Raw genomic sequence first — 12,158 nt, 5'->3', positions numbered from 1 at the left:
AGGCCGGAATGAGCGGTGGGGCGTACCATAGCCCCCGCGACGCTCCGTGCAAGGACTCCGCCATGAATGGCTGCTAATCTCCCTTTCCACAGTCCGGAATAGTCGCGGTAACCCTTGATGCTGAGCGTCAGCAACCTGTCCACCCCCGTGTTGAAGCCGGCCACCTTCCGGCTGGACGCCGGGGAGTGCGTGGCCGTTCAGGGAAAGTCGGGGTCGGGGAAGTCCGTGCTCCTGCGCGCCCTGGCCGACCTCGACCCGTCGACCGGCGAGGTGCGGCTGAACGGCGATCTCCGGGAGGACATGCCCGCGCCGCTCTGGCGCCGCCGGGTCACCTACGTCGCCGCCGAGTCGGGCTGGTGGGAGGACCGGGTGGGCGCACATTTCGCACAGCCGGACCGCGCCGCCGCCCTTGCCGGGGCGCTGGGCCTGCCGGGGAAGGTGATGGACTGGCCGGTCGCCCGCCTGTCCACGGGGGAGCGGCAACGGCTGGCGCTGGTCCGCGCGTTGGTCCAGGAGCCGGAGGTGCTTCTGCTCGACGAGCCGACCGGCCCGCTGGACGCCGAGGCGACGGAGCGGGTGGAGGCGCTGCTGCGCGGCGAACTGGCCCGCGGGGCCGGGGTGCTGATCGTCACCCACGCGCCGGAGCAGGCGCTTCGGCTGGCCCGGCGGCATCTGCACGTCGCGGACGGCGTGGTGGCGGACGGCGTGGTGACGGAGGGGTAGGGCGATGCTGGTGTCCCTGCATTACACCGACCTCGCCGTGGCCGGGCTGCTCCTGCTGGTCAACGGCGGCCTGTCCCTGGCGCTGGATCTGGGGTTGGCGCGGCCGTTGCTGGTGGCGGCGCTGCGGATGGTCGTCCAGCTCTCGCTGGTCGGGCTGGTGCTGACCCGGCTGTTCGCCCTGGAATCGCCTTGGCTGACCCTGGGGGCGGCGCTGGTCATGCTGCTGTTCGCCGGCCAGGAGACGATGGCCCGGCAGGAGCGGCGGCTGGCCGGCTGGTGGTCCTACGGCATCGGCACCGGAGCGATGGGAACCGCAGCGGCGATCGTCCTACTGCTCGGCCTGTCCACCGCGGTGCGGCCCGACCCCTGGTGGGACGCACGCTACGCCATTCCCATGCTGGGCATGGTGCTGGGCAACGCGATGAGCGGGGTGGGGCTGGCCCTTCACACGCTGACCGCGACCGCGGCGCGGGAGCGGGCGGCCATCGAGGCGCAGCTCGCGCTGGGCCAGACCCGCTGGACGGCGCTGCGGCCCATCCTGCGCCACGCGCTGCGCACCGCGCTGATGCCGACGATCAACAGCATGGCGGCCATGGGGGTGGTGGCCCTGCCCGGCATGATGACCGGCCAGATCCTCTCCGGCGTCGATCCGGGGGAGGCGGTGAAGTACCAGATCCTGATCATGTTCCTGATCTCCGGCGCGACCGGGCTCGGCGTGCTGGCGGCGTCTCTGGCAACGGTGCGGCGGCTCAGCGACCGGCGGCACCGGCTGCGGCTCGACCGGCTGGTGCGGCGGCGGTAAAGCGGAAGGAACCCGGACGGGACCGCCGCCGTTGAACACCGATTGGTGTTCACCAACGGCGGCGGGGGTACGGGTCATGGCGCACATCGTGGAAATCCGGAACGGCGCGATCGTCGGCAACGACGAGCCCACGGACGAGTATCTGCCCGTCGGAACCCACATCGCCCAGGCCGACGGTTTTTATGTCAGCTTCGGCATGGACGTGGAGGGTCCCTACGCCCGCAACGAGGCCGACGAGCGGCTGAACCACCTGAAGCGCGCCACCCAGGCCGATCTGGAGCGCCCTTGAGGGTGTTGGCGGCGCCCCCTCCCTAACCCTCCCCTGCGAAGCGGGGGAGGGCCGGGGAGGGGGCAAAGCGCCGCTACGTCGCCTCCGCCTCCGCGTCTCGGTGCTCCAGGCTGGCGCGCACGGTGCGGCGCAGGTCGTCGGGCTGGATGGGCTTGTGCAGCAGGGCGCATTGCGCGCCGGCGGCCTCGCGCAGCCGGTCGGACGACGTGTCGCCGGTCAGCAGCACCCCCGGCAGGTCGGGACCGAAACGGCGGCGCAGCGTGTCCATCAGCATCAGCCCGGTGTCGCCATCCGGCAGGCGGTAGTCGGTCAGCACGAGGTCGGGGGCCAGCGTGCCGTCCACCAGTTCCAGCGCTTCCGCCACCGAGCCGGCCTCGGTCACGCGGTAGCCCCAGCCATCCAGCATCAGCGCCAGGGCCATGCGGATCACCGCGTCGTCCTCGACGAGCAGCACGGAGGCGTCGCCGTCCGCCTCGCCGCTTCCCGAGGCGTCGTCGTCCGCCGAATCCCCGCAATGCCGCTGGTCGAGAACGGCCGCCTGCGGCAGGGTCACGGCGAAGCAGGACCCCTTGCCCGGCGCCGAGGTCACCTCGATGGTGCCGCCCAGCATGTGGATGAGGCGCCGCGCGATGCTGAGCCCCATGCCCAGCCCTTCCCGCCGGTCGCGGGCGGCGTTGCCGATCTGGTAGAAGTCCTGGAAGATGCGGTCGAGCTGGTTCTCCGGAATGCCGATTCCGGTGTCCCACACCTCGAACCGCAGGGCGCCGCCCCGCCGCCGCGCGCCGAACAGCACCCGGCCCTGCTTGGTGTAGCGGATGGCGTTGGTCAGCAGGTTGCGCAGCACGCGCTCGAGCAGGCCGCCGTCGGTGCAGGCGCTCAATCGCACCGGCACCGCGCGCAGCGTCAGGCCGGAGGAGGCGGCGACCGCCCGGAACTCGTTGTGCAGCCGCTCCATGATCGACCCGACCTCGACCGGGGCGCTGTGGGGAGTAACGAGTCCGGCCTCCAGCTTGGAGATGTCGAGCAGGCAGTCGAGCAGCCCGCCGAGCGAGGCCACCGTATCGCGCAACTGCGTGGCGATGCGCCGTGCGTCCTCCGGGATCGGCTCCTTCAGCAGCAGGCCCGACAGCAGGGTCAGCGCCTGGGCCGGCTGGCGCAGGTCGTGGCTGGCCGCGGCCATGAAACGTTCCTTGGCGTCCAGCGCCACGTTCAGGTCGCGCTCCATCGACTTGATGGCGGAGATGTCGGTGACGCTCGACACCACGGCCTCGGGCCGACCGTCGGCGCCGGGGACCGGGTGGCTGGAGACGCGCAGCCAGCGGGTCGGGGCCGCCGCCTCGTCACCCTCGGCGATGCCGACGATCTGTTCGACCACCGGCTTCCCGCTGCCCACCGCCTTGGCGGCGGGCGGCAGCCCGGTCAGGCGGGCGCCGTCGGCGCCGATGAAGCGCCGCCGCGCCGCGCGGCCCGCCCGGTCGCCCGGCTTGCGGCTTTCGAGGGGGCGGGCCAGGGGGTCGAGCAGCACCCCCGCCGGACCGGTCATCAGCCGCTCCGCCATGGCGTTGGCGACCATCACCGTGCCGTCCGCCGACCGCATGACCAACCCTTCGGACAGGGACTGGACGAGCGTGCGGTGCCGCCGCTCGCTCTCCGCCAAAGCTTGCTCGGCGGCCCGCCGGGCGGTCACGTCGCGGAAAGCCACCACCGCCCCGGTGATCGCCCCGTTCTGGAGGATCGGGGAGACGGTCAACTCCGCCACGAAATCATCGGAACCCTGGCGGCGCAGGCGTCCGTCGGTCACCTGCCGGACCAGCCCGTCGGCCAGCGACAGCGTCAGGGCGCGCCGACCCTCTTCCTCGGCGTCGCCGCCGATCAGCGCGGTGAAGGAGCGGCCGACCAACTCGCTGGCGCCGAACCCGGTCATCGACTGGGCCGCCGTGTTCACGAAGGTGACGGCGCCGCGCGCGTCCAGGCCGCAGATTCCGTCGGCCACCGCCTGAAGAATGTGGTGATAGGCGGCGCGGGTGCGCTCCGCCTCGTCGCGGGCGTCTTGAAGCTCGCCGACCCAGGCGTTGCGTTCCGTCACGTCGGTGATGGTCAGCAGGACGTCGCCCTTGTCGACACCGTCCGGCCCGGCCTCCAGCTCCACGACCCGGGCGTCGGTCAACCCGTCGATGGCGCTCTGGGCGCCGACGAAGGCGTATTCCTGCCGTGTCCATTGGCCGGAATCGCGCAGCCGGGCGAGCGCCGTGAACAGCCGCCCGTGGTCCAGCGACTCCACCATCAGGGTCAGGGGACGGCCCTTCAGCCGGCGCAGCGGCAGGCCGAACTGCCGCTCCGCGGCGGCGTTGGCCTCGCAGATGATGCCGGCGGCGTTGACGGTGAAGCAGGCCAGCGGGACCGACTGGAAGAGCTGGAGATACTGGATGCGCGAGGCCTCCAGCGCCTGCTGGGCGGTGCGCAGCTCCTCGTTCTGGATCTCCAGCTCGGCCTGATGGACGTACAGCTCGTGCAGGACCTCCTTGAGCGTGGTCGCCGAGACCTCCGCCCCTTCGAAGCCGCCCGAGTTGAGGGCCTGTTCCGCGCGCTTGCGAAGCCGTTCGTTGCGGAATCCGTTCACGCCGCGCCCCCGGCCGCCGGGTCCTTGGCAGTGGATGGTCCGGATTTTTTCTGGCCGTTCCGCCGTCCGCTCGCGCGCAGTTCCATCAGTTTGCGGTTGGTGATGTCGATGTGGCTGACCACCGCTCCCCCTGACAATCCGGCCAGACGGCAGGCGTGCATCATGAACCAGCGCTCCTCCTTGTCGGAATGACAAGGGTATTCGATGGTGAACTGCTCGATGTCGCCGGACAGAATCCGGCGCAGCCCGTCGTTCACGGCACGGGCGATGTCTTCGCCTTCGGTTCCTTCCTCGGCGTTGCACACATCAAGATAATTGGTTCCCGGCCCGCAACGGTCCAGCGCCGGGGCGCCGTTCTTCTCGCCGAACATGCGCCAGGCGTGGTTGACCATGGTGATGGCGCCATCGGAATCGATGACCGCCACATGCTCGGGCAGGCTGTCCAGCACCGTCTGGAGGCGGTGCTCCGCGGCCTTGGCGGCGGTGACGTCCACAAAGGTGACGACCACCCCGGCCACCTGGTTCTTCTCGGTCAGGTAGGGCAGGATCCGCGTCTGGATCCAGCGGTCGCCGCGCACCGGGACATGGCGTTCCACCGGATTGTGGTCGTGGAAGACCCGTTCGATGTCTTTGAGAAAATCCGGGTAGTCGATGTTGGTCGACAGGTGCGCGATCGATCGCCCGACATCGCGCGGGATGATGTTGATGAAGCGGGCCGCCGCCGGGGTGAAGCGCCGGATCACCATGCCGCTGTCCAGGAAGACCGTGCCGATCTCGGTCGAGCGCAGCAGGTTGTCCAGGTCGTTGGTAACCTCCGTCAACTCCTCCACCTTCGCCTGATACTCAGCGTTGACGGAATACAACTCCTCGTTGACCGACTGCAACTCTTCGTTGGTGCTCTGCAGTTCCTCGTTGGAGGCGAGAAGCTCCTCGTTGGTCGCCTGGAGTTCCTCGTTGGCGGTCTCCAGTTCCTCGATGGTGGCCTGGAGGTTCTCGCCGCGGGAGACCAGCTCCTGCTCCAGCCCACGGATGCGCTCCGCGGTGTCGGTGTCGAAGTCGAAGTCGCTGTCCGGCAGGGCCAGCGCCGGCGCGCTGGGGTCGAGCACGATCAGCGCAAAGCGCCGGCCGGTCTTGCGGGCGACGAAAGGCTTCACGCGCAAACTGACGGCGGGCAAGCCCTCGCGGTCCTTCACCGGGATGTTGGACAGGGCGAACTCCTCGCCGGAGCGGAAGGCCCGCGTCAGCGCGGTCCCAACCACCATGGAGACCGAGGAGGGCAGAAGCTTCAGCGCGTTCAGCGTGGCTTCGCCCGGCGGCACCTTCAGGATCGCCGACGCCTCGCCGAACACGTGCATGATGTTCATCTGCTCGTTGACCAGCAGGCTGGGCGGCACATAGGCCCGCATCAGGGTCGAGATCGCCTCGTCGATGGCGGCCCCTTCCTCCTGCGCCTGCGACATGGTCTCGTCGCCGTGGCGGTGCACCGGGGCGGCGACGGTGGGGACGAGCAGCCGCGACAGCCGGTGCGTCCCGGTGCGCAGGCTCTGGAACAGCTTGTTCCGGCTGTCCAGGACGTGGAACTCCGCCGACAGGTCGCCCAGCGTCTCGCTGGTGCCGAGGAACAGGAAGCCGCTCTGCCGCAGCGCGTACTGGAACAGGCTCAGCACCTTCCGTTGAAGCGGCGAGTCCATGTAGATCAGCAGATTCCGGCAGCTCACCAGGTCGATCTTGGTGAAGGGCGGATCGCGCATGATGTTGTGGGCGGCGAAGACCACCATCCGGCGGATGTCGCGCGACACCAGATAATGGTCGCCGCGGGCGATGAAGTAGCGGGTCAGCCGCTCGTTCGACACGTCCTCGGCGATGGAGCGCGGGTATTCGCCCAGGCTGGCGATCTCGATGCTGTCCTGGTCGATGTCGGTGGCGAAGATCTTGACGTCGAAAGACCGCCCCATCCGCTCCTGCGCCTCGGCGAACAGGATGGCGATGGAATAGGCCTCCTCGCCGGTGGCGCAGCCGCAGACCCATACGCGCACCATGTCGGTGGGGCTGCGCTTGGCCAACAGGGTCGGGATCACCTTGTCGGCGAGCGAGGAAAAGGCCCCCTCGTCGCGGAAGAAGCGCGTGACGCCGATCAGCATCTCCTTGTAGAGGCTGACCGTCTCGGCGCTGTTGCGGCGGAGCAGCGCGGCGTAGTCGCTCATCGAATCGAGGCCGGCGGTGTGCATCCGCCGCTCGATCCGGCGCAGCAGGGTCGCCAGCTTGTAATGCGAGAAATCAACGCCGGTGACCGAGCGGATGGCCGCCACGATCTGCGCCAGCGGGTCGTTCTCGCGGTCCTGCGGCTTGGCCGGGACGGGCAGGTTGCGCGACAGCACCCGGCCGGCGTGCTCGATCAGGGTGGCCGGCAGCTTGTCCGCCGTTTTCACGGCGTCCACCTGCCCGGTGGCAATGGCGCTGCGCGGCATGCCGTCGAACTGCGCCGATTCCGGGTCCTGCGCCGCGGCGAAGCCGCCCGCGGACTTGATCGCCAGAAGCCCGCGGGTGCCGTCCGACCCGGTGCCGGACAGCACGACGCCCAGCGCCCGCGGCCCCTGGTCCTTGGCGAGGGCGGTGAAGAAGATGTCGATGGGCAGGCTCATGCCCCCGGCGGCGTCCTTGGCGGTCAGGATCAGCCGCCCGTCCTCGATCGACAGATGCTTGGCGGGGGGCAGCAGATAGACGGTGTTGCGCTCCACCGCCATGCCGTCGGCGGCCTGCACCACCGACATGGCGGTGTGCTTGGCCAGCAGATCGACCATCAGGCTCTTGTGGACTGGCGACAGATGCTGGACGACCACATAGGCGAGGTCGCTTTCTCCCGGCACGTTGTCGAAAAAGCGCTGGAGCGCCTCCAGGCCGCCGGCCGAAGCGCCGATGCCGACGATGCAGCAGACCCGGTCCCGCCCCTCCGGATAGGGACCATAGACGGAGACCGTTTCCTCACCCTCGTCGGGCGGTGACGGGGCATCGGCGACGGGGTGATCGGCGATGGAGTGATCGTTGTCTTCTGGTTCCACGGAGCACTTCAGGTCTGCGGGAGTAAAGGACGGCCTACCAAATTATTTGCCGTCTGACCGTGACATTCAAACCCTCCCTCGCGCGGCGTCTTTCCTTTTCCGTGCGCGCCGGCGGTTTTGAAACGGCGAAGGGTCTAGCGGCTATATAGGAAGGGCCCAGGCCAGTCAATCCGGACAATCCTCCCCTTGAAGGGGGGCGCCGCGTCGTCATTGCAAAGATGAGGCGGGCAGCGGGCGGCACGCCGCTTTGAACGTTTCGCATATGACCAATGGATTTTCAGCGATGCATTTGCCGAGCGTCGAATTCGGCTTTGCTGACTCGGCGGGGCGAGACTTTCGAATGTGCCGTGGTTTTCCATATTCGATCCTTTTCAATGTCCTGAGATCAATTGCGTGAATTCATGGCGCCATCGCACCCTGTTCCTTTTTCCATGGACCGCGCCTGATGGCGGGCAAGAAAGATAAAAATCGATGGGATTTGCCACCAGCGCACAGCTTACCCTGAACGTATGATGTGATACGGGCACAACACTGTGCAGGATCTGTTGCCCCGTTCGCTTATGTCGCTTTACGCGATTGGCGCTTTGCGCAATCTTTAATCCGTAGCCACTAATCATGAGAAACGTAGGAAAGGAGTGCGCCAGATGGAGCGCGAGGACGAATGTGCTCTCGACCGATATATCGCGGCGATTCCGCTCAACCTGAGAGTAGTGGCCAGGGCTGCTTATGAGGAGCTGTCGAACAATCCCTTCCTGCCGGTCTTTTCGAAGGACGAAATTGCGCGGTTGGTCTGCTCACCGGGATTTCAGAGTTACTTGGAAAGTGAGAACCGGACCAGCGCCGGTTCGCTGATGATGCTCTGTTCGGCGGGGTTTGCGACGCGCCATTGATGATGCGCCATTGACGACGCGCCTTCGTCACAACGCGACGCAGCCACTCTCCTGCAGGCCGGCGGCTGTCCCGCCGGCCTGAATTTTGTCCGAACGTATTACCGTTCGAGTCCCAGCGGCGGCATGCGCGCTTCCACCGCGCCGCTGCGGGCCGCCTGGACCAGCGGGGCCAGTTCGGCCAGCGCCGGGCGCAGACCCGCCAGCACCGCCACGGCCTCCACCAGATCGCCCTTGCCCGAGGCGAGGTCGAGGATTTCCCGGATCAGCGGCTTCGGGCGGGGGTAGCCGGTCACGGTGACCGGATCGTCCGGCCCCAGCTTCGCCGCCTGCTTGGCGAGCGTCAGCGCGGTGGCGACTCCGCCCAGCTCGTCGATCAGGCCGAGAGACTTGGCCTGGGCGCCGGTCCACACGCGGCCCTTGGCGGCGTCCCGCGCCTGTTCGGGTGTGAGGTGCCGGGCCTCCGCCACGCGGGACAGGAAGGTGGAATAGCTGCTGTCGATGATGGCGTTCAGCCGTTCCTCCCCGGCGGGGCCGAAGGGACGGAAGGGCGACCACAGGCCGGCGTTGGGCGCGGTGTCGAGGACGCCCCAATGCACGCCCAGCCGCTCCGACAGGCCGGCGACCGACATCTTGCCGGCGACCACGCCGATCGAGCCGGTCACCGTGGCGGGGGAGGCGACGATGCGGTCGGCGGCCAGCGCGATCCAATAGCCGCCGGACGCCGCCGTTCCGCCCATGGTGGCGATCACCGGCTTGCCCGACTGGCGGGCCTTGACCAGGGCGCGGCGGATGGTTTCGGACGCGGTCACGCTGCCGCCGCCGCTGTCGATGCGGAACAGGATGGCCTTGACGTCGGGATCGTCCACCGCGTCCTCAATGGCCGACACGATCGTCTCCGAGCCGGCAGTGACCTCGCCCAGGCCGGGCTTGCCGCTGTCGCCGCCGGTGATGGTGCCGGTGGCGTGGATCAGCGCGATGGTCGGGCCGCTGCGGTTGGGCGGGCCGGCGATGCCGAGATAGTCCGCCGCCTCCATTGTGTCGGCGTCGGGCGCGGCTCCGGCGCGGCGCAGCGCCTCCTCCCGCGCCTCGTCGGCGTAGCCGAGCCGGTCGACCAGCTTGGCGTCCACCGCCTCGCGGTCGATCAGGGGCGCGCGGTCCATGGCCGCCTTGACGGCGGCGGGGGGAGGCGGCGGCTCACCGCCACGCCGTCGACGATCTGGTTGGTCAGGTCGCCGAGCAGCGACTCCATCATTTCGCGGTGGGCCGGCGTGAAGTCCGTCCGCATGACGCTGTCGGCGAGGCTCTTGTACTCCTCGCGCTGGAAGACCTGCGGCTGGATGTCCAGCTTGTCCAGCGCGCCGCGGGCGAAGGGGATCTGTGCCGACAGGCCGGTCAGGCCGAGCAGGCCGAGCGGCTGCATCCACACCTCGTCGAAGGCGCTGGCCAGCAGGTAGGAGCGGTTGCCCGCCCCGGTGTCGCCGTAGGATTCGGCGAAGGCGATGGCGAAGCGGCCCGACGCGCGGAACCGCTCCACCGCCGCCCGCAGCTCCTGCACCTGGGCGAAGCTGGCGCCGTCACCGCCGAAGCGGGCGAGCACGCCCTTCACGCGCGGGTCGGTGCGCCCCCGCTCCAGCGCGTCGAGCACCTCCTGGAAGGTCGTCTCATGGCCGAGGAAGCTGCCCAGCCGGTCAACGCTCCCTTCCGCCAGCGGGTCGCGGAGGTCCAGCTCCAGCACGACGGTGTCGGGCAGGGAGGGCTCGTGCCGGACCGCCAGGACGACCCCGGTGACCACGGCGGCCACCACGAGGAAGCCGATGAGGGCGAACAGGCGGACAAAGAACCTCAGCATCCGGGGGGCTCCGGTGGTTGCGCGGCGTCAGCGGTCCTGCTTGTGGTAGTCGCGGTTCGGCATCATGTCCACCGCCGAGGCGACGCGGTTCGACATGTTGTAGAAGGCGGCGGTGTCGGCGATGTCGAAGATGTCCTCCTCGCCGAAGCCGGCGTCGCGCAGCGCCTGCCGGTCCGGCTCGCCCATGGTCCAGGGCTCCTTGGTCAGCTTCCACGCGAAATCGAGCATGGCGCGCTGGCGCGGTTCCAGCGTGGCGGCGCGGTAGTTGAAGGCGAGCATCTCGCCCAGCTCCGGATCGCCGGACAGCTTGCGCACCGCCTGCCCGTGGGCGACGAGGCAGTAATAGCAATGGTTGGCCGAGGACACGACCACGGCGATCATTTCCCGCTCCAGCTTGGACAGGCCGCTCTCGCCGACCATCAGCTCGTTGTAGAGCTGGGCGAAGGTGCGCAGCTTCTTCGGGCGCAGGCTGTAGGCGCGCAGCACGTTGGGGACGAAGCCCAGCTTTTCCTCGCACTTGGCGAAGAGGGCAGCCATGTCCGGGTCGAGGTCGGGCGTCTCGGGAACGGGCAGGGCCATGACATGATCGGGCTGCGGCATTGCGGTGCTCTCCTCCGGTGTGTCGGCGTCGTTTCGGCCGGTGCAGTTTCGGCCGGTGCGGTTTTGGCCGACAGGGTAGCCGGGTGGCGGCGCTTCGCAAAGCCCCACCTCCGGTCAGGCGGCTCGGTGGCTCGCCGGAGGGTTGCAACCCAGCCTTTCGTACGTTGTCTCTCGCCAAGCGCCGCCGCCCATGCGAAGACTTGACCCGTTGCAACGCAGTGGTTCCAGCGATGAACGATCCGGGAGCCAGAGGCGCGCCCAGGCTCGGCCTCCTTTCGGTTCTGGTGGTCGAGGACAGCGCCTTCATCCGCAACGTGCTGACCGCCACGCTGCGCACCATCGGGGTCGGCGCGGTGCACGCCGAGCCCGGCGGGGCCGAGGCCATTCGCTTCCTGGAGGAGCGCCGCGCCGCCCTGCCGCCCGGCACGGCGCCGGTGGACGTGATCCTCTCCGATCTGGTGATGCCCGAGGTGGACGGGCTGATGCTGCTGCGCTGGCTGCGCTGCAGCCCGCGGTCGCCGGACCGTTTCCTGCCCGTGCTGATGCTGTCCGGCGCCGCCGACCGCCATTACGTGGAGCAGGCGCGCGACCTGGGCGCCACCGACTTCATCGCCAAGCCCTTCTCCGCCGCCACCATCGCCAGCCGCCTGCTGGCCGCCATCGCCCGGCCGCGGCGCTTCGTCCTCGCCAAGGGCTATTTCGGGCCGGACCGGCGGCGGACGCAACGCCCGGTGGCGATGGACTGCCGCATGACCGGCCCCGGTGAGGTCCTGGTGGTGCACAGCGCGTCCAAGGCGGTGGGCATCGACCGATTTCCGGTTGTCCATTTCGACCTGCCCAACCGGCTGGGCGCCAAGATGGGCATCGCGCCGAAGAACCCGGTGCCGACCCTGCCCGACGAGGTGTTGGCGGCGGCGGAGGCGGAGATCCAGAACCGGGCCGGCGATTACGCCACCTGGATCGCCGCGGAGGTGGACGAACTGGCCCGCCGCGTCGACCGGCTGGGCGTGGACGCTGCCGTGGTTCCGGCGGTGATGGCGCAGATCAACCGCTCCGCCCACGAGATGCGCGGGCAGGGCGGCATCTTCGGCTACCCGCTGATCACCCGCATCGCCAAGTCGCTCTACGAGGCGACGCAGGGCGGCTTCCCGGCTGTCACCGGCAACGAGCGCCTGCTGCTGAAGGCCCATGTGGACGCCATCCGGGCGGTGATGGCCGGGCGGATCAGCGGCGACGGCGGGGCGACCGGCCAGCAGCTTCTCGCCTCGCTGGACCGCGCCAAGAAGAAATACGCCAAGCCGGACGGCGAGGGCGATCCGGTCTGAG

At 69.1% G+C, this 12,158-nt stretch carries 10 protein-coding genes; 5 read left to right on the top strand and 5 right to left on the bottom strand.

The window, feature by feature from the left end:
- Positions 1-117: 117 nt before the first annotated feature.
- The 3 genes from ACWPN5_RS12910 (at position 118) to ACWPN5_RS12900 (ending at position 1,814) form a co-directional block, all read left to right on the top strand.
- Entirely contained in the window at positions 118-723 is a 606-nt protein-coding gene (locus ACWPN5_RS12910; protein ID WP_145688880.1) for an ABC transporter ATP-binding protein, read from the top strand.
- 4 nt (positions 724-727) lie between these two features.
- Positions 728-1,525, top strand: a complete 798-nt coding sequence (locus ACWPN5_RS12905) for an ABC transporter permease (protein ID WP_145678461.1) — start codon at positions 728-730, stop codon at positions 1,523-1,525.
- Positions 1,526-1,601: 76 nt separating this feature from the next.
- Complete coding sequence (locus tag ACWPN5_RS12900; protein WP_145678462.1) at positions 1,602-1,814, top strand: hypothetical protein; 213 nt, start codon at positions 1,602-1,604, stop codon at positions 1,812-1,814.
- A gap of 73 nt (positions 1,815-1,887) precedes the next feature.
- Here the strand turns inward: ACWPN5_RS12900 and ACWPN5_RS12895 are convergent, their stop codons facing one another.
- Positions 1,888-4,434: a PAS domain-containing hybrid sensor histidine kinase/response regulator gene (locus tag ACWPN5_RS12895; protein WP_492295688.1), complete on the bottom strand. Its 2,547-nt coding sequence runs from the start codon at positions 4,432-4,434 to the stop codon at positions 1,888-1,890.
- A complete protein-coding gene (locus tag ACWPN5_RS12890; RefSeq protein WP_492295686.1) occupies positions 4,431-7,493 on the bottom strand; it encodes a chemotaxis protein CheB in 3,063 nt (1,020 codons plus the stop codon). The genes ACWPN5_RS12895 and ACWPN5_RS12890 overlap by 4 nt, the downstream gene beginning before the upstream one ends.
- A 644-nt stretch (positions 7,494-8,137) precedes the next feature.
- On the opposite strand from ACWPN5_RS12890, the gene ACWPN5_RS12885 reads away from it, so the two are divergent.
- Positions 8,138-8,383 (top strand): hypothetical protein, encoded by a 246-nt coding sequence (locus ACWPN5_RS12885; protein WP_041811141.1) that lies wholly within the window; start codon positions 8,138-8,140, stop codon positions 8,381-8,383.
- 98 nt (positions 8,384-8,481) lie between these two features.
- Here ACWPN5_RS12885 and sppA read toward each other — a convergent pair whose 3' ends face one another.
- From sppA to ACWPN5_RS12870, 3 genes are read right to left on the bottom strand one after another with little or no spacing between them, the layout of a single operon-like run.
- On the bottom strand, positions 8,482-9,543 hold the full coding sequence (gene sppA / locus ACWPN5_RS12880) for a signal peptide peptidase SppA (protein WP_200479658.1): 1,062 nt from the start codon (positions 9,541-9,543) through the stop codon (positions 8,482-8,484).
- A complete protein-coding gene (locus ACWPN5_RS12875; RefSeq protein ID WP_492295684.1) occupies positions 9,525-10,232 on the bottom strand; it encodes a S49 family peptidase in 708 nt (235 codons plus the stop codon). The genes sppA and ACWPN5_RS12875 overlap by 19 nt, the downstream gene beginning before the upstream one ends.
- A gap of 27 nt (positions 10,233-10,259) precedes the next feature.
- Positions 10,260-10,832 (bottom strand): peroxidase-related enzyme, encoded by a 573-nt coding sequence (locus ACWPN5_RS12870; RefSeq protein WP_114860769.1) that lies wholly within the window; start codon positions 10,830-10,832, stop codon positions 10,260-10,262.
- Between the two features lie 230 nt (positions 10,833-11,062).
- Here ACWPN5_RS12870 and ACWPN5_RS12865 point away from each other — a divergent pair, with 230 nt between their 5' ends.
- Positions 11,063-12,157 (top strand): response regulator, encoded by a 1,095-nt coding sequence (locus ACWPN5_RS12865; protein ID WP_145688914.1) that lies wholly within the window; start codon positions 11,063-11,065, stop codon positions 12,155-12,157.
- Position 12,158 lies beyond the last annotated feature (1 nt).

This window comes from Azospirillum sp. UENF 211521, from assembly GCF_058780535.1.
The sequence above is the reverse complement of the archived record's forward strand: the minus strand, read 5'-3'. Positions and strand labels throughout refer to the sequence as shown.

Bases quoted from the DNA above. Each gene is read 5' to 3' on its own strand.
- sppA (WP_200479658.1), bottom strand. From the start codon at position 9,543: ATGGACCGCGCGCCCCTGATCGACCGCGAGGCGGTGGACGCCAAGCTG.
- ACWPN5_RS12905 (WP_145678461.1), top strand. From the start codon at position 728: ATGCTGGTGTCCCTGCATTACACCGACCTCGCCGTGGCCGGGCTGCTC.
- ACWPN5_RS12900 (WP_145678462.1), top strand. From the start codon at position 1,602: ATGGCGCACATCGTGGAAATCCGGAACGGCGCGATCGTCGGCAACGAC.
- ACWPN5_RS12885 (WP_041811141.1), top strand. From the start codon at position 8,138: ATGGAGCGCGAGGACGAATGTGCTCTCGACCGATATATCGCGGCGATT.
- ACWPN5_RS12865 (WP_145688914.1), top strand. From the start codon at position 11,063: ATGAACGATCCGGGAGCCAGAGGCGCGCCCAGGCTCGGCCTCCTTTCG.
- ACWPN5_RS12910 (WP_145688880.1), top strand. From the start codon at position 118: ATGCTGAGCGTCAGCAACCTGTCCACCCCCGTGTTGAAGCCGGCCACC.
- ACWPN5_RS12870 (WP_114860769.1), bottom strand. From the start codon at position 10,832: ATGCCGCAGCCCGATCATGTCATGGCCCTGCCCGTTCCCGAGACGCCC.
- ACWPN5_RS12875 (WP_492295684.1), bottom strand. From the start codon at position 10,232: ATGCTGAGGTTCTTTGTCCGCCTGTTCGCCCTCATCGGCTTCCTCGTG.